Annotated in this window: 15 protein-coding genes; 7 read left to right on the forward strand and 8 right to left on the reverse strand. The window is 66.4% G+C overall.

The window, feature by feature from the left end:
* Positions 1-217: 217 nt before the first annotated feature.
* From uvrA to K9B33_RS15215, 3 genes are all read right to left on the reverse strand, one after another.
* Entirely contained in the window at positions 218-3133 is a 2916-nt protein-coding gene (gene uvrA / locus K9B33_RS15205) for an excinuclease ABC subunit UvrA (protein ID WP_224549936.1), read from the reverse strand.
* Between the two features lie 183 nt (positions 3134-3316).
* Entirely contained in the window at positions 3317-4147 is an 831-nt protein-coding gene (locus tag K9B33_RS15210) for a 23S rRNA (adenine(2030)-N(6))-methyltransferase RlmJ (RefSeq protein ID WP_224549937.1), read from the reverse strand.
* On the reverse strand, positions 4144-4443 hold the full coding sequence (locus tag K9B33_RS15215) for a hypothetical protein (RefSeq protein ID WP_224549938.1): 300 nt from the start codon (positions 4441-4443) through the stop codon (positions 4144-4146). Before K9B33_RS15215 ends, K9B33_RS15210 begins: the two co-directional genes overlap by 4 nt.
* Positions 4444-5033: 590 nt before the next feature.
* Between K9B33_RS15215 and K9B33_RS15220 the strand changes: the two genes are divergently transcribed.
* Positions 5034-5378: a UrcA family protein gene (locus K9B33_RS15220; RefSeq protein ID WP_224549939.1), complete on the forward strand. Its 345-nt coding sequence runs from the start codon at positions 5034-5036 to the stop codon at positions 5376-5378.
* 78 nt (positions 5379-5456) lie between these two features.
* Here K9B33_RS15220 and K9B33_RS15225 read toward each other — a convergent pair whose 3' ends face one another.
* Both K9B33_RS15225 and K9B33_RS15230 read right to left on the reverse strand, forming a co-directional pair.
* On the reverse strand, positions 5457-6218 hold the full coding sequence (locus K9B33_RS15225) for an enoyl-CoA hydratase/isomerase family protein (protein WP_224549940.1): 762 nt from the start codon (positions 6216-6218) through the stop codon (positions 5457-5459).
* An 11-nt stretch (positions 6219-6229) separates the two neighbouring features.
* Positions 6230-6898 (reverse strand): HAD family hydrolase, encoded by a 669-nt coding sequence (locus tag K9B33_RS15230; RefSeq protein ID WP_224550050.1) that lies wholly within the window; start codon positions 6896-6898, stop codon positions 6230-6232.
* A 175-nt stretch (positions 6899-7073) separates the two neighbouring features.
* Here K9B33_RS15230 and glmU point away from each other — a divergent pair, with 175 nt between their 5' ends.
* The 6 genes from glmU to K9B33_RS15260 all read left to right on the forward strand — a co-directional run bounded on the left by glmU (position 7074) and on the right by K9B33_RS15260 (position 13197).
* Complete coding sequence (gene glmU, locus K9B33_RS15235) at positions 7074-8372, forward strand: bifunctional UDP-N-acetylglucosamine diphosphorylase/glucosamine-1-phosphate N-acetyltransferase GlmU (protein WP_263499609.1); 1299 nt, start codon at positions 7074-7076, stop codon at positions 8370-8372.
* Entirely contained in the window at positions 8369-9232 is an 864-nt protein-coding gene (locus tag K9B33_RS15240) for a metallophosphoesterase (RefSeq protein WP_224549941.1), read from the forward strand. Before glmU ends, K9B33_RS15240 begins: the two co-directional genes overlap by 4 nt.
* Before the next feature lie 117 nt (positions 9233-9349).
* The gene (locus tag K9B33_RS15245) at positions 9350-9724 is read left to right on the forward strand and encodes a ribbon-helix-helix domain-containing protein (RefSeq protein ID WP_263499606.1); all 375 of its coding nucleotides are present in this window, start codon (positions 9350-9352) and stop codon (positions 9722-9724) included.
* Positions 9721-10101 carry a PIN domain-containing protein gene (locus tag K9B33_RS15250; RefSeq protein WP_224549942.1) on the forward strand — a complete coding sequence of 127 codons (381 nt, stop codon included), beginning with the start codon at positions 9721-9723 and terminating at the stop codon, positions 10099-10101. Before K9B33_RS15245 ends, K9B33_RS15250 begins: the two co-directional genes overlap by 4 nt.
* Positions 10102-10116: 15 nt before the next feature.
* A complete protein-coding gene (gene glmS, locus K9B33_RS15255; RefSeq protein ID WP_224549943.1) occupies positions 10117-11940 on the forward strand; it encodes a glutamine--fructose-6-phosphate transaminase (isomerizing) in 1824 nt (607 codons plus the stop codon).
* A gap of 42 nt (positions 11941-11982) precedes the next feature.
* The gene (locus K9B33_RS15260) at positions 11983-13197 is read left to right on the forward strand and encodes an FAD-dependent oxidoreductase (protein ID WP_224549944.1); all 1215 of its coding nucleotides are present in this window, start codon (positions 11983-11985) and stop codon (positions 13195-13197) included.
* Between the two features lie 32 nt (positions 13198-13229).
* Here K9B33_RS15260 and K9B33_RS15265 read toward each other — a convergent pair whose 3' ends face one another.
* Genes K9B33_RS15265 through K9B33_RS15275 form a run of 3 tightly spaced genes read right to left on the reverse strand, consistent with a single transcriptional unit; the run spans position 13230 to position 15855 of the window.
* Positions 13230-13667 carry an HIT family protein gene (locus K9B33_RS15265; protein WP_224549945.1) on the reverse strand — a complete coding sequence of 146 codons (438 nt, stop codon included), beginning with the start codon at positions 13665-13667 and terminating at the stop codon, positions 13230-13232.
* A complete protein-coding gene (locus K9B33_RS15270) occupies positions 13664-14767 on the reverse strand; it encodes a CDP-alcohol phosphatidyltransferase family protein (RefSeq protein ID WP_224549946.1) in 1104 nt (367 codons plus the stop codon). The genes K9B33_RS15265 and K9B33_RS15270 overlap by 4 nt, the downstream gene beginning before the upstream one ends.
* Positions 14764-15855 (reverse strand): glycosyl transferase, encoded by a 1092-nt coding sequence (locus K9B33_RS15275; RefSeq protein WP_224549947.1) that lies wholly within the window; start codon positions 15853-15855, stop codon positions 14764-14766. The genes K9B33_RS15270 and K9B33_RS15275 overlap by 4 nt, the downstream gene beginning before the upstream one ends.
* Positions 15856-15915 lie beyond the last annotated feature (60 nt).

The raw sequence follows: 15915 nt of genomic DNA on the forward strand, positions 1-15915 counted from the left end.
CAGGGCTTATGAGTCTACGGCCTAATTTCGTAATTCCATCCGGTAATGTTGTGTAGATTAGTAACGAGAAATGTTCGTTGCTCGCGGCGCCAGAAGAAACCCGTCGCTTGAGAATGTACTAAATTATTTTGTTCCGCACTGCCTCTCCCAGGGAAAACCTTGAATGAAAGACAAGATTCACGCCTATTGGTAACAGATAGTGACTTTTTTTGCGTACTCACTCCGCCGCCAAAGCCTCCAGCCCCAGCAACGGCGCTAAGTACCGCCCGGTAAAGCTGCGCTTCTCCTTCACCACCTTCTCCGGCGTACCCTCCGCGACGACTTCGCCGCCCTTCACGCCGCCTTCCGGCCCCATGTCGATGATCCAGTCGGCGGTCTTGATGACGTCCAGATTATGCTCGATCACGACCACGCTGTTGCCCTGGTCGACCAGCGCGTGAAGGACTTCGAGCAGTTTGCGGACATCCTCGAAATGCAGGCCGGTGGTGGGTTCGTCCAATATATAGAGCGTGTTGCCGGTCGCGCGGCGGGAGAGTTCCTTGGCGAGTTTGACGCGCTGGGCTTCGCCGCCGGACAGGGTCGTGGCCTGCTGGCCGACCTTGACATAGCCCAGTCCCACTTCGGCGAGCATCGCCATCTTGTCGCGGATGGGCGGCACGGCCTTGAAGAATTCCACCGCATCCTCGACCGTCATGTCTAGCACGTCGGCGATGCTCATCCCCTTGAACTTCACCTCCAGCGTTTCGCGATTGTAGCGCGCGCCGTGGCAGACGTCGCAGGTGACATAGACGTCGGGGAGGAAGTGCATCTCGATCTTGAGCACGCCGTCGCCCTGGCAGGCTTCGCAGCGGCCGCCCTTGACGTTGAAGCTGAAGCGGCCGGGCTTGTAGCCCCGCGCCTGGCTTTCGGGCAGGCCCGCGAACCAGTCGCGGATGTTGGTGAAGGCGCCGGTATAGGTGGCGGGGTTGGAGCGCGGGGTGCGGCCGATGGGCGACTGGTCGATGTCGATCACCTTGTCGCAATGGTCGAGGCCGGTGATCTTGTCATGCGGGCCGGCGACGATGCGGGCGCCGTTGAGGGCGCGGGCCGAGGCGGCGTAGAGCGTGTCGATGGTGAAGCTGGACTTGCCTGAGCCTGAGACGCCGGTGATGCAGGTGAAGGTGCCGAGCGGGATCGACGCGGTGACGCCGGTCAGGTTGTTGGCGCGGGCATTGTGGACGGTGAGTTTCTTGCCGGAGCCCTTGCGGCGCTTGGTGGGGACTTCGATGCGGCGGGTGCCGTTGAGATAGTCCGCGGTGACGCTGTCCTTGTGCGCCAGGATTTCGGCCAGCGTGCCCTGCGCCACGATCTGGCCGCCATGGACGCCCGCGCCCGGCCCCATGTCGACGATATAGTCGGCGTGGCGGATCGCATCCTCGTCATGCTCCACGACGATGACGCTGTTGCCGAGATCGCGCAGGCGCTTGAGGGTGACGAGCAGCCGGTCATTGTCGCGCTGGTGCAGGCCGATCGAGGGCTCGTCGAGGACGTAGAGGACGCCCGACAGGCCGCTGCCGATCTGGCTGGCGAGGCGGATGCGCTGGGATTCGCCGCCGGACAGGGTGCCGCTGGTGCGGTCGAGGTTGAGGTAATCGAGGCCGACATTGTTGAGGAAGCCCAGGCGTTCCACGATTTCCTTGAGGATGGCGCGGGCGATCTGCTGCTGCTGGTCGTTCAGATGATCGGGCAGGGTGGTGAAGAAGGCGAGCGCGTCCACCACCGAGCGGCGGGTGGAGACGCTGATATCCTCGCCCGCGATCTTGACCGCGAGTGCCTCGGGCTTGAGGCGGGCGCCGTGGCAGGTCTCGCAGGGCATGGCGGTCTGATATTTGGCCAGCTCCTCGCGCATCCAGGCGCTTTCGGTCTGGAGCAGGCGGCGGTTGAGGTTGCCGATGACGCCCTCGAACGCCTTCTTGACCTCGTAGCTCTTCTTGCCGTCCTGGAAGCGCAGGGTGACCGGCTTGCCGCCGGTGCCGTGGAGGATGATGAGCTTCACCTCGCCGGGCAGGTCGGCCCAGGGGGTGTCGAGCGAGAAGCCGAACTCCTTGGCGAGGCTGCCGAGCACCTGCATATAATAGGGGCTGGGCGGGTTGGACTTGGCCCAGGGGACGACGGCGCCCTTCTTGATCGAGAGCGCCTCGTTGGGGACGACCAGTTCGGGGTCGAACTCCTGCCGTTCGCCAAGGCCGTCGCAGGCGGGGCAGGCGCCCAGCGGGGCGTTGAAGGAGAAGAGGCGCGGCTCGATGTCGGGGATGGTGAAGCCGCTGACCGGGCAGGCGAATTTCTCGCTGAAGACGATGCGGTTCAGGGGAATGCCCGCGCCCTTCATCTTCTTGTCGGTGGATTGCACTTCGTCTTCGCGGCCGGGGACGACGCCGTCGGCCAGATCGACATAGGCGAGGCCGTCGGCGAGCTTGAGCGCCTGCTCGAAACTGTCGGCAAGGCGGGTGGCCATGTCGTCGGTGACGGCGAGACGGTCGACCACGACTTCGATGTCATGCTTGTACTTCTTATCGAGCGCGGGGGCGTCCTCGATCAGCATCATTTCGCCGTCGATGCGGACGCGGGTGTAGCCCGCCTTCTGCCACTCGGCCAGTTCCTTGCGATATTCCCCCTTGCGGCCGCGCACGACCGGGGCGAGCAGGTAGAAGCGCGTGCCTTCGGGCAGGAGCGCGACGCGATCGACCATCTGGCTGACGGTCTGCGCGCTGATGGGGAGGCCGGTGGCGGGGCTGTAGGGAATGCCGACGCGCGCCCAGAGCAGGCGCATATAGTCGTAGATTTCCGTAACCGTGGCGACGGTGGAGCGCGGGTTGCGGCTGGTGGTCTTCTGCTCGATGGAGATGGCGGGGCTGAGGCCCTCGATATGCTCGACATCGGGCTTCTGCATCATCTCCAGAAACTGGCGTGCATAGGCGGAGAGCGATTCGACATAGCGGCGCTGCCCCTCCGCATAGATGGTGTCGAAGGCGAGGGAGGATTTGCCGGAGCCGGACAGGCCGGTGATGACGATGAGGCTGTCGCGGGGGAGATCGACGTCGACGCCCTTGAGATTATGCTCGCGCGCGCCGCGGACGCTTATGTGAGTCAGCATTCGGTAAACCTCTGCTGCTTGATGGGGGTAAGGCTCATGCGATCCGTTCTACAAATGTTCCGAGAGAGAATCCAGAGCCGAAGATAGGAGCGCGTCAGGGGGAATGCGAGGGCGCTGCCGCGATTATGATGCGGGACGGCGGGGGCAGGCGCGGGCAGGAGGAAGGGTGGGACGAGGCTTATCTTAATCGCCCAACCAACCGGAAATAATCTCGCCCTTATGCCCTTCGGGGGCCAACGCGGGGCGCAGAGCCTCCAACAATGGCGGCAGTGCCTGCGTGAAAGCGTAAGGCGGATTGACGATATAGAGGCCCGCGCCGTTATAGATGCCGGGTTGCTCGCTATCGTATAGCCAATGCTCCACCAGCAGCAATTTCGGGATGCCGAGCTTGCGTAACTGCTTCTTCCAATGCCAATGCGTGGCGCGGTCTTTCAGCGGATACCAGATCACCGTCACGCCATGCGCCCATTTGCGGTGAGCGGCGGCGAGGGTGGCGGTGATGCGCGCGCGTTCGTCCGTCTGCTCGTAGGGCGGGTCGACCACCACCACGCCGCGCGCGGTGCGGGGCGGCACCATAGCCAGCCAGAGTTCGTAGGCGTCGCGTTCATGTATGGCCGCGCTGGTGCCGCGCATCACGCCGCGCAGGGTGTAAGCGTCTTCCGGATGCTTTTCGTTGAGGATCAGGCAATCCTGCGGGCGCAAAAGCTGTGCCAGAAACTGCGGCGAGCCGGGGTAAAGCTGCGGTTCTCCACCGACATTCACTGCCTGCACGGCGGCACGGTAGTCGTCCAGCAAGGGGTTGGGGTCGGCAAACGCCCGCAGCACGCCCTGCGTCGCCTCACCGGTGCGTTGGGCATCGTCGCCGCCAAGGTCGTACAGGCCGCAGCCAGCATGGGTGTCGATCAGCGTGAGCGCGCCCGGCTTGTGCTGCAAGGTCCGCACCAAGGCGATCAGGAGGCTGTGCTTGACGACATCGGCGCTATTGCCGGCATGGAAGGAATGGCGATAATTCATTGTGATTCAGATCCTGACGCCCTGCCTTTAAGAGGTGTTGAACCTTCTGCAAAGCGAAGCCATGGCAGCGCCGGCATTGGCCGACGGCCGACCGGTAGCTTTTTCATCGCCAGCAGGGCAGCGTAAATCTGGCGAAATGACCGCTTCCGAGAAACGGAAATGAGGCGCAGGATGGCGACAAAGGGCGCATTGGCGACGTTAGTCCACGCGCCTCCTGCATAATTGGACCACCCGCCGCCCGCCGCCCATGCCCATGCCGACATTCGGTCTTCCGCATCCGCTCCCATGTCGTTCATCGCCTCGCGCCGGCCGTTGGTCCGTCCCGGATGCCGCCGGGCGCTGCGGGTGGGCGGGTCATCGAAGCGGTCGGGATCGCCCGCGTTGCGGCGCTATGGTGGGGCATCGACAGAGCGCGGCGTCGGGTGATGGACCTGCCCCGTTAAGCGACGGTTCAGCGCCCGTGGCGTCGTCTCTGTCCTGCAGCTTACTCCGATCCGGTGCCCGACAGCATCTGGATACGCCCCCGGCCTTCCCTTGCGCCGGGGGCGTTTTCGCGTCCGGCGCTTTCGGCCGGGCGATTCGCCTTTTCCCCTACGGCAATATGATCCGCGCATGTCGTTCGCATCGGCACGGATGTCGTTCGTCACGCCGTTCGTCCGCGCCGGTCTGCGCTTGGTCGGCGATCGCGTCGTTGGCCGATGCGGATCGCCATCGGTCGAAGCGGACGGGCGTAGCGCGCCACGGGGGCGTAACAAGATGAGGCGAACGGGGCAGGACGCCGACCCCCTGAAAGACCCTTTGGCTCCCTCCGTTCGCACCCGGCGCCCCGCACAGCCCCCCTTTGCGGCGGTGCGCCGGCCACAACAGATTTTGAGGAGATAAGCCCATGTTCGTTGCATCCAAATTCGCCGCCGCCGTTGCGTCCCTTGCCCTGCTGGCCAGCGCCGGCGCCGCATCCGCCGAAGACTTCGTCTCCAACGGCCGCACCAGCGCCGTCTATCATGGCGACCTGGACCTGACCCAGCCGGCGCACCAGCAGCAGCTCCGCAGCCGTATCGCCCGCGCCGCCAGCCGCGTCTGTTCCTCGATGGACCTGGCCGCGGCGCAGGCGTGCAAGGCGAAGGCGCTGGCCCATGTCCAGGCCCCCGTCAGCGCCGCCATCGCCCGCGCCGAGACCGGCGAACGCTATGCCGATGCGGGCAAGAATGTGCGGCCGGTGGTGGGCAACTGATCCCGACCGGCCTATCCTGCCAGCGACGAAGGCCCGGTTGACGCCGGGCCTTTTGGCGTTGGCGCGGGAAAAGGCGCGTCAGAAGTCCGGGCGGCGCCTGGCGCGGAAGGCGGCGACGCCCTCGGCGAAGTCGGGCAGGGTGAAGGCGTCGCGGAACAGCGCCAATGTCGTGGCGTCGTCGTCCGCCTGCCCGTCGAGGATGCGGCGGACGATCGCCCTGGAAGTGCGGACGCTGTGCTGGGCGTTGGCGGCGATGATATGGGCGAGCGCGTGCGCCGCGCCGAGGGGATCGGGCGCGATCTCCTCGATCAGGCCGATCGACAGGGCTTCGTCGGCGCTGTGGAGCGCGCCGGTGTAGAGGATGCGCCTGGCGCGGGCGGGGCCGACCAGGTCGACCAGCAGCTTCGTGTCGAACAGCGAATAGACGATGCCGAGTTTCGCCGGGGTGATGCCGAGGCGCGCGGCGGGCGAGGCGATGCGCAGGTCGCAGGCGATGGCGAGGCCGCAGCCGCCGCCGACGCCATCGCCGTCGATCGCGGCGATCACCGGCTTTTCGGCATGGGCCAGAGCATATTGGCTGGCGCGGATCGCGGCCTGGTTGGCGGCGCTCCAGTCGGGGTCGCCGGCGCAGGCGGCCAGTTCGTGGATGTCGGCGCCGGCGCAGAACAGACCGGGCGTGGCGGAGGCGAGGAGAAGGACGCGGACGGCGTCGTCGGCCATCGCCTGCCCGACGAGCCGGGGCAGGGCCTCCCACATCGCCTGGGTCATGGCGTTGCGCTTGTCGGGCCGGTCGATCAGCAGCCGGGCGACCGGGCCGTCCTGTTCCAGACGCAGGGGCATGACAGGGGGCGTCATGCCGGCCAGCGCCGCAGCAGCGGGACCAGTTCGTCAAAATGGTGTATGACGGCGTCGGCCTCCAGATTTTCGACCGGGCCGTCGAGAAAGCCGAAGCCGACCGCGACATTGGCGATGCCCGCGTTGCGCGCGCCCGCGATGTCGTTGATCGTGTCGCCGACGAAGAGGGCGCGGCCGCCGCCGGAGCGGGCGATCATTTCGCGGATCGGGGCCGGATCGGGCTTGGCGACGCCGACCGTATCGCCGCCGACGATCGCGGCGAAGCGGTCCGACAGGCCGAGCTGGCGCATCAGCGGGATGGTGAAGCGTTCCGCCTTGTTGGTGCAGATGGCGAGTGTGACGCCGGCCTCCGCCAGCGCGTCCATCGCGTCCAGCAGGCCGGGATAGGGGACCGAGTGGATGGCGAGATTCTGCTCATAATAGTCGAGCAGGATCGGCAGGAGCGCGTCGAGCGTGTCCGCGGTATAGCCGCCCGATGCGTCGAGCGCCCGCGCCAGCATGATTTTCGCGCCCTTGCCGACGAAGGGGTGGATCGATGCGGCGGGAAAGGGCGGACGGCCGATCGTGCCGATCGCGTAATTGACCGCGGCGGCGAGATCGCCGCTGGTGTCGATCAGGGTGCCGTCGAGGTCGAAGCCGACGATGTCGAAGGGAATGGGATCGATGGAGGGGCTGGTCATGCCGCCGCCATGCCGCGTGCGCGGTGGCAATGGCAAGGCAAACATGGCAGAGAGCGGCAAGATTCCTCCTCCTGCCAGGGACGCTTTCATCGTGACTGTACCCGACTCATCTTCGCGCCCGCTCGCCGTCATCATCCTCGCCGCGGGGCAGGGGACGCGGATGAAATCCAGCCTGCACAAGGTGTTGCACCCCGTGGCCGGGCGGCCGATGCTGCTCCACCTGCTGGCGAGCGCGGGCGCATTGTCGCCACAGCGGCAGGTGGTGGTCGTCGGCGCGGGGCGCGAGCAGGTCGAGCAGGCGGTGGCCGGCACCGGCGCGATCGTCGCGGTGCAGGCGCAGCAACTGGGCACGGGCCATGCCGTCGCCCAGGCGCATGATGCGCTGGCGGGGTTCGCGGGCGACGTGCTGATCCTCTATGGCGACGTGCCGCTGGTGAGCGTGGGCACGATGCGCGCGATGCTCGATCGGCTGAGCCGGGGCGACGAGCCGCGCGCGGTGGTGCTGGGGTTTCGGCCCGATGACGCGGCGGCCTATGGCCGGATCATCGCCGACGGGCAGGGCATCATCGAGAAGATGGTCGAATATAAGGATGCGAGCGAGGGCGAGCGGGCGGTGACGCTGTGCAACAGCGGGCTGATGGCGGTGCGGTCGACCGACCTGTTCGTGCTGCTCGACCAGATCGGCAACCAGAATGCGGCGGGGGAATATTATCTGCCCGACATCGTCATGCTGCCCGGCGGGACGAGCGCGGTGATCGAGACGGAAGCGTGGGAAGTGGCGGGGGTCAACAGCCGGATCGAACTGGCCGGGGTGGAAGGCGTGTGGCAGGCGCGGCGGCGGGCCGAGGCTATGCGCGAGGGCGTGACGCTGGTGGCGCCGGAGACCGTGTTCTTCAGCCATGACACGGTGCTGGGCCGCGACGTGGTGGTGGAGCCGAATGTCGTGTTCGGGCCGGGCGTGACCGTGGCGGACGATGTCGTGATCCACGCCTTTTCGCATCTGGAGGGGGCGACGATCGCGCGTGGGGCGGCGATCGGTCCCTATGCGCGGCTGCGGCCGGGCGCGGAGATCGGCGTGAAGGCCAAGGTCGGCAATTTCGTCGAGATCAAGAAGGCGACCCTGGGCGAGGGGGCGAAGGTCAACCACCTGTCCTATATCGGCGACGCCAGCGTGGGCGCGGGCGCCAATGTCGGGGCGGGCACGATCACCTGCAATTATGACGGTTTCTTCAAATATAGGACGGAGATCGGCGCGGGCGCGTTTATCGGGTCGAACAGCGCGCTGGTCGCCCCGGCGACCATCGGCGCGGGCGCGATCGTGGCGGCGGGCAGCGTGGTGACCAAGCCGGTCGAGGCCGATGCGCTGTGTCTGGTGCGGCCCGATCAGGTCGGCAAGCCGGGCTGGGCCAAGCGCTTCCGCGAGCGGATGCTGGCGCGGAAAGCCGCCGCCAAGGGATGAGTTTTGTCCGCCGCCGCCCGTGGTTGACAGGAAGCCTGTGCCTTTTGCTGGCGATCCTCGCTTTTGTCGGCTGGCTCCTCCACAACGCCAGCGCCATGCCGGTCGTGCGGCGGGCGGAGATCGTGCTGCCCTTTCCGGCGGGCGCGCCGCGCGCACCCGTCACCGTCGCGCTGCTGACCGACACGCATTTGTCGGGGCCGGACAACAGTCCGGATCGGCTGCGCCGGATCGTGGCGCAGATCAATGCGCTCAGGCCCGACCTGATCCTGCTGGGCGGCGACTATATCGGCGATGACAAGGGCGGGGCGACCTATGATGCGCGGGCGAGCATCGCGCCGTTCGCCCGGTTGCGCGCACCGCTGGGGGTGGTGGCGGTGCTGGGCAATCATGACAGCCGCAGCAAGCGCAATCGCCGGGCGCTGAGCGGGCCGGACTGGCGTGCCGCGTTCGCGCGGATCGGCGTCACCCTGTTGCAGGACGGCGCGGTGCGGCGTGGGCCGCTGGCGATCGGCGGGTTGAAGGATGTCTATACCCGCCGGATCGACATGCCCGGCACGCTGGCGGCGATGCGCCAAGCGGGCGGCGCGCCGCTGATCCTGTCGCATGGGCCGGATGTTTTTCCGCGACTACCCGATGCGGCGTCGCTTACACTCGCTGGCCACACCCATTGCGGGCAGATCGCCCTGCCATTCCTGGGCGTCGTTTATGTGCCGTCGAAATATGGGACACGCTATGCGTGCGGCGTCTATCGGGAGGGCAAGCGGACGATGATCGTGTCGGGCGGGGTGGGGACGAGCAGCGCGCCGTTTAGGATGCTGGCGCCGCCGGATATCTGGCTGGTGACGATCCGGCCGCGATAAAGGGTTCGTGCGGCGAAAGGCTGAGCGACTTTATGCTGACCCGTTCGCTCGAAACGAACGGACATGGTGCGAATGGGCGCGACTTGACCTGATATCATGATATGATATCATGGCATCATGCGTTTCCTGGCCGACATTCCCGACGATGATGTCAAATGGCTCGACCAGATGGCGCGCGAGCAGGGCAAGTCGCGGGCGGCGGTGCTGCGGGAGGCGGTGCGCGATTATCGCGCCGAAGCGGAATCGCTCACCAGCAAGAAATGGCTCGATATCGGCTTTGGCGCCTGGAAGGACGAGGTCGATATCGGTGATGCGGTTGCATGGCAGCGGCGGGAGCGGGCGTCATCGACCCGGCCCTGGGACGATGATTATGAAGAGACCAGGGCGGAGTTTCCCGACCTGTTCGACGCGGAGGATGATCGCCAGCGTCAGATTTATCTCGATATGATGGCGGGCAAATATCCCGGCTCCAAGAAGCCCGTTTCCCGGTGAGTGGTTTCAGCTTCGATTCCAATATCATCATCGATGCCTTGGCGGGCTTTGCCCCGGCCCGTATGGAAATCGACCGCGCGACCGACTATGGCGCGCGGGCGTGGATCAGCCGAGCGGTATGGATCGAAGTGATGTCGAAAGGGTCGGGCGACGGGCTGTGGCGGGCGGAAACGCTCCTGTCCGGCTTTGGCGTGGATGAGATCGATGCGGAGGTCGGCAAACGCGCGGCGGCCTTGCGCCGCGAACGGGGGCGGCTCAAAGCGATGGACGCGATCATCCTGGCGACGGCGCAATTGCGCGGCCGCGTGCTGGTGACACGAAATACAAAGGATTTCCCGGCAGAGATGCCGGGCATCCGCGTTCCCTATACACTCTGAAAGGCTTTCCGGCACATGTGCGGCATCATCGGCATCATCGGCAAGGACGACGTGGCGGAACGGCTGGTCGACGGTTTGAAGCGGCTGGAATATCGCGGTTATGACAGCGCGGGCGTGGCCACGATCCATGACGGCGCGATCGAGCGGCGACGGGCCGAGGGGAAGCTGGCGAACCTGGTGCGCGAATTGCGCGACGAGCCGCTGCCTGGCACGACCGGCATCGCGCACACCCGCTGGGCGACGCATGGCGCGCCGACCACCAGCAACGCCCACCCCCATGCGACCAGCGAAGTCGCGCTGGTCCACAACGGCATCATCGAGAATTTCAAGTCGCTGCGCGCGGAGTTGATGGCGCGGGGCCGGCATTTCGACAGCCAGACCGACACCGAGGTCGTCGCCCATCTGGTGAGCGAACTGGTGGAGCAGGGCGCGTCGCCGCAAGAGGCCGTGGCGCAGGTGTTGCCGCGGCTGCATGGCGCCTTCGCGCTGGCGATCGCGTTCCGCAGCCATCCCGACATGCTGATCGGCGCGCGGCTGGGGTCGCCGCTGGTGGTCGGCTATGGCGAGGGGGAAACCTATCTGGGGTCGGACGCGCTGGCGCTGGCGCCGCTGACCCAGCGGATCGCCTATCTGGAGGAGGGCGACTGGGTCGTCGTCACGGCGGATGGTGCAGCAATTTTCGACAAGGACAACCAGCCGGTCGAGCGGCCAGTGACGATTTCCGGCGTGTCGGGGGCGATGATCGACAAGGGCAATCATCGCCACTTCATGCAGAAGGAGATTTACGAGCAGCCGGTCGTGGTCGCCCAGACGCTGCGTTCCTATCTGCGCCGGATGGAGAATGAGGTCGCCATGCCCGACATGGAGTTCGACCTGGGCGCGGTGAAGCGCATCACCATCGTCGCGTGCGGCACCAGCTATTATGCCGGGCTGGTGGCGAAATATTGGTTCGAGAAATTCGCGCGCGTGGCCGTGGACATCGATGTCGCGAGCGAGTTCCGCTATCGCGACCCGGTGCTGGAGGCGGGCGGGCTGGCGCTGTTCATCAGCCAGTCGGGCGAGACGGCCGATACGCTGGCCGCGCTGCGCCATGCCAAGGCGGAGGGGCAGATCATCGCGGTGGTGGTGAACGTGCCGACCAGTTCGATGGCGCGCGAGGCGGACCTGTTGCTGCCGACCCATGCCGGACCGGAAATCGGCGTGGCGTCGACCAAGGCGTTCACCTGCCAGTTGGCGGTGCTGGCGGCGCTGGCGGCCAATCTGGCGCGGGCCAAGGGTCGGCTGACGCCACAGGAGGAGGCGCAGATCGTCTGGCACCTGAGCGAGGCGCCTGCGGCCTTGAACGAGGCACTGAGCCGCGACGGGCAGATCGAGGCGATGGCGCACCTGATCGCGCCGGCGCGGGACGTGCTGTATCTGGGCCGCGGGCCGGACTATCCTATGGCGCTGGAAGGGGCGCTGAAACTCAAGGAAATCAGCTATATCCATGCCGAGGGCTATGCCGCGGGCGAGATGAAGCATGGGCCGATCGCATTGATCGACGAACTGGTGCCGGTGATCGTGATCGCGCCTAGTGGCCCGCTGTTCGAGAAGACCGTGAGCAATATGCAGGAAGTGCAGGCACGCGGCGGCAAGGTGGTGCTGATTTCCGACGCGGAAGGCATTGCGGCGGCGGGCGAGGGCTGTATGGCGACGATCGAGATGCCCAAGGTGCATCCGCTGATCGCGCCTTTGGTCTATGCGGTGCCGGTGCAGTTGCTGGCTTACCATGTCGCAGTGGCGAAGGGGACGGATGTCGATCAGCCGCGCAATCTGGCGAAGAGCGTGACGGTGGAATAGGCCGGGCGAACGATGCTATGATGCCGCTTTGGGAGATCGGCCATGGCGTCGCATCTGGTCATTGTCGGTGGCGGGCCTGCGGGGATGATGGCGGGGCTGCTGTTCGCGCGGGCGGGCGTGCCGACCACGGTGCTGGAAAAGCATGGCGATTTCCTGCGCGATTTTCGGGGCGATACCGTCCATCCTTCGACGCTGGAACTGTTCCGCGAACTGGGGCTGCGCGACGCGCTGTTGCGGCGCCCGCACGACAGGGTCGACCAGTTGCGCGCGCGGATCGGCGGACAGACGGTGCGGATCGCCGATTTCCGCCGCCTGCCGGTGGAGAGCCGGTTCATCGCGATGATGCCGCAATGGGAATTTCTCGACTTTCTGGCGGCGGAAGCGAAGCGCTATCCCGATTTCACGCTGCGCATGGCGGCCGAGGCGACCGGGCTGACCCATGATGCACACAAGCGGGTGAACGGGGTGCGGATGGCGGACGGACAGGTGATCGCGGCCGATTATGTCATTGCCGCCGATGGCCGCCGGTCGGTGCTGCGCGACGCGGCGGCGCTGCCGCGCAAGGATCTGGGCGCACCGATGGACGTCTTCTGGTTCCGCCTGCCCAAGACCGCGGGAACGGGCAACGAGACGATGGGCGTGTTCGAGGCGGGGCGGCTGTTCGTGCAGATCGACCGGGGCGAATATGGGCAATGCGCCTATGTCTTTGCCAAGGGGCAGGCGGATGCGGTGCGGGCGCGGGGCCTGCCAGCCTTTCGCGCCGAAATTGCGACGCTGAATCGCGAGATGGCGTCGGCAGCGGAGGCGCTGACCCACTGGGACCAGGTGAAATTGCTGTCGGTGGCGCTCGACCGGCTGACGCGCTGGCACCGGCCGGGATTGCTGGCGATCGGCGATGCGGCGCACGCCATGTCGCCGGTGGGCGGGGTCGGCATCAACCTGGCGATCCAGGATGCGGTGGCGGCGGCCAATATCATGGCGGCGCAGATGGCCGCGGGCGCCATGGCGGACGGGCTGGCGGCGGTCGTCCAGCAGCGGCGAATGTGGCCGACATGGCTGATCCAGCGGGTGCAAAAGATCGCGCATGACCGGATCATCGGCGCGTTGCTGCGGCCCGATGCGCGGCTGGACGGGCCACCCCTGGCGGTGCGTATGCTGGACCGGCACGCGGCGCTGCGGGGAGTGCCGGCGCGGCTGCTGGGTCTGGGCGTGCGCCGCGAACATATCCGGTCGCCCGACGCCGGGCGGCGGGCTTAGCTGGCGTGCCTGTGCGGGAAGGCGGGCGGGCGCTACGCCATGGCCCCGTCGAACCAGCCTTGCAACCACGTCCGCAAATCGTCGAGCGCGCCGTCCGGCCTGACCGCCGCGCCCAGGTCCGGTTGCCCCGGCCAGCCCGCATCGGCCACCGTCAAGCCGCCGCCGCTGCGCGTTCCTTCATAGCGGGGGATGACGTGGAAATGGACATGGGGGTCGACCATCATCAGCATCAGATAATTGATCTTCGCATAGCCCACCGCCCTGGTGAGCGCCGCCTCGATCGTGGCGGTGACGGTCTTCAATTCTGCATGGGCCTCCGCCGGCAGGTCGCCGAAGGCGGTCGCGTCGCTCTTCGCCGCCAGCACCAGCGATCCCAGCGTCGGCTGGGTAGGACGGAGCAGCACGACCCAGTGGTCGAATTCCGCGATCAGGGTCGCGGGCCAGCCGAATTTTGCGATGGTGGCATTCATGCTGCGGCCTCCGCTTCGTCCATCCAGCTCACGATCGGACGGCCCGAACGCTTGACGGCATAGGCCTGGGCCAGTCGCACGGCGTGGACGACCAGCGAGAGGACCGTCCACCAGGCCAGCGCGATCAGGCCGATGTCGGGGCGGCCGAAGAGCAGCGACACGAACAGGATCACCATGTTCGGGTTGCGGCGTGCAGTGACGAGGCGGAACTGGCTGTCGAAGGGACGCCAGACATGGATGTCCATCTTGAAGTCCTTGAGGAACATGCCCTCGATCAGCCGTTGCAGCACATAGCCTGCGATCACCGCCGCCATCACCAGCGCGAAGGCCCGGGTCGAGAGCGACAGGCCCCAATAGGCCAGGCCCGTGCCCCAGAAATACCACCAGAAGGGCGGGTGGACGAGGTCGACGCCATGGTCGATCACATTGCCCCATTTGGACGAGGTGATGGTGCAGCGGGCGAGTTTGCCGTCGACCGTGTCCAGCACCATGAAGATGAAGCCGCACAGGAAGCCGGTCCAGTACATCCCCTCGGCGAAGAGGAAGGTCGCGACCAGGCAGAGGGTGACGCCGATCACCGACACCATGTTGGGCGTCATCTTCAACTGCGCGGCGATGCGGGTCAGGATCAGCGCCAGTTCGGGCCAGAGATATTTGGTGAGCAGGTCCGTGACGCCCTTATAGGCGCCGAAATAGCTGCGCCGCTCGATCTCCCGCCGGGTCGCCGGGGTCAGCTCGCGCACCATCGGTTGCTCCAGCTTGCGCAACTGGCGATTGTAGAGCCTGCGGCCGTCCGACAGGTCGATGACATGCGGCGCGGCGAGGGGATCGCTGCCCTGCGGCACCTGGCCCACGATCGGCGTCCGGCCCCAGGCGAAGAGCGTGCCGGGCGTTTCGAGCACGAGCCGCAGCAGCAGCGGGTCGAAGGCATAGAGGAGGTTGAAGACCAGTTCATGCCCCGCCGCCAGATGGCTGCCGTTCTTCGCGGCGCTTTCCGCCATGCGGCGATTGCGTTCGGCATTGGCCATGCCCCAGATCGGCGTCGGATTGTCGCCCAGAAGGCGGACGGGGCCAAGGGTGGTGGCGAGGATCTGGGTCATGCTTGGCTCGTCGCAAGATGGTGTGTGTGGGCGAAATTCAGGATGAGGTCGGCCTGGCGCTGTGAGGCGGGGGCCGGGGACAGGTCGATCGATTGCTGCATCGCTGCTTCCTGAGCAGCAACGAAGCCGGGTTGCAAGTCGGTTGCGCGGGCGAGCGCGGCGGGCAGCGCGTCGGCGGACTCGATCACCTGGCCCAGCCGCCAATGGGCGAAGGCGTCGCCCGCGCCGTCGCGATGGTCGAGATTGAGGAAGATGCAGGGGCGCGGGTGGAGCAGGAATTCATAGACCTGGCTCGATACGTCGCCCAGATAGACGTCCGCGCTCATCGTATAGCTCATGTCGATCGAATGGCGGCTGCCCATGTCGATGCGGATATGCGGCGCGGGGCTGGCGATCGGGGCGGCGGTGCGCGCCAGCTTGGTATGGGGGGCGATAATGACGTTCCAGCCGACCAGGGCCTCCAGCGCGGCAAGCACCTGTGGCCCGTGCTTTATCCAGGAGGAGAGTTTCGGGTCGAAATGCGGGTTATAGAGCAGCACCGGGTCGTCATTGTAGAAATAGCGCTGGCGCGGCGCCTTCAGCTCGAACTTGGGATAGCCGCCGACCGCGACCGTGTCGGGCGTGCACAGGCCGCGATCGATCATGCGGCGGCGGTCCTTTTCGCCCGCGACCAGGGTGAGGTCGAAATCGGCATGGCGTTTCTTGTAGCCGCCCTCCCGGTCGCCCGCGCCATGTTTGATGAGGATGAGGCGGGAGGCGAAACCCGGCACGCGGCGCAGCCAGGCGCTGCTGATCTCGGTCGTCACCAGAGTCGGGAAGCGGGCGATGGTCGCATAGTTGAGCAGCAGGGTCGCGAGGCGGGATGGCTGGCGGAACAGCGAGTCGGGGCGGGAGGGGGGGCGACGCAGCCGGATGCAGGCGAGGCGGCCCTGCGGATCATAGCTGGCGACCAGCGCCAATATCTGGTCCGATGGCGACAATATGCTGACCCGCACGTCGGGCCGGCGCGCCAGTTCGAGCGCGGCGGGCAGCCAGTGATAGAGTTGCTGCGCTTCGGCGATAGCGAGAAAGGCGATGTCGGTCGGCAAGACTATATCCTTAGAGATTTGCCGCCCTAGCGCGGATGGTGGAGGAAGCAAGCGGCCCTC

The organism is Sphingobium sp. 3R8 (genome assembly GCF_020166615.1).
GTDB classification, from domain to species: domain Bacteria; phylum Pseudomonadota; class Alphaproteobacteria; order Sphingomonadales; family Sphingomonadaceae; genus Sphingobium; species Sphingobium bisphenolicum.

Coding starts and splice junctions, on each gene's coding strand:
- uvrA (WP_224549936.1), bottom strand. CDS start 3,133: ATGCTGACTCACATAAGCGTCCGCGGCGCGCGCGAGCATAATCTCAAG.
- K9B33_RS15220 (WP_224549939.1), top strand. CDS start 5,034: ATGTTCGTTGCATCCAAATTCGCCGCCGCCGTTGCGTCCCTTGCCCTG.
- K9B33_RS15240 (WP_224549941.1), top strand. CDS start 8,369: ATGAGTTTTGTCCGCCGCCGCCCGTGGTTGACAGGAAGCCTGTGCCTT.
- K9B33_RS15260 (WP_224549944.1), top strand. CDS start 11,983: ATGGCGTCGCATCTGGTCATTGTCGGTGGCGGGCCTGCGGGGATGATG.
- K9B33_RS15215 (WP_224549938.1), bottom strand. CDS start 4,443: ATGAACGACATGGGAGCGGATGCGGAAGACCGAATGTCGGCATGGGCA.
- K9B33_RS15210 (WP_224549937.1), bottom strand. CDS start 4,147: ATGAATTATCGCCATTCCTTCCATGCCGGCAATAGCGCCGATGTCGTC.
- K9B33_RS15265 (WP_224549945.1), bottom strand. CDS start 13,667: ATGAATGCCACCATCGCAAAATTCGGCTGGCCCGCGACCCTGATCGCG.
- K9B33_RS15270 (WP_224549946.1), bottom strand. CDS start 14,767: ATGACCCAGATCCTCGCCACCACCCTTGGCCCCGTCCGCCTTCTGGGC.
- glmS (WP_224549943.1), top strand. CDS start 10,117: ATGTGCGGCATCATCGGCATCATCGGCAAGGACGACGTGGCGGAACGG.
- glmU (WP_263499609.1), top strand. CDS start 7,074: ATGAAATCCAGCCTGCACAAGGTGTTGCACCCCGTGGCCGGGCGGCCG.
- K9B33_RS15225 (WP_224549940.1), bottom strand. CDS start 6,218: ATGCCCCTGCGTCTGGAACAGGACGGCCCGGTCGCCCGGCTGCTGATC.
- K9B33_RS15245 (WP_263499606.1), top strand. CDS start 9,350: ATGCGTTTCCTGGCCGACATTCCCGACGATGATGTCAAATGGCTCGAC.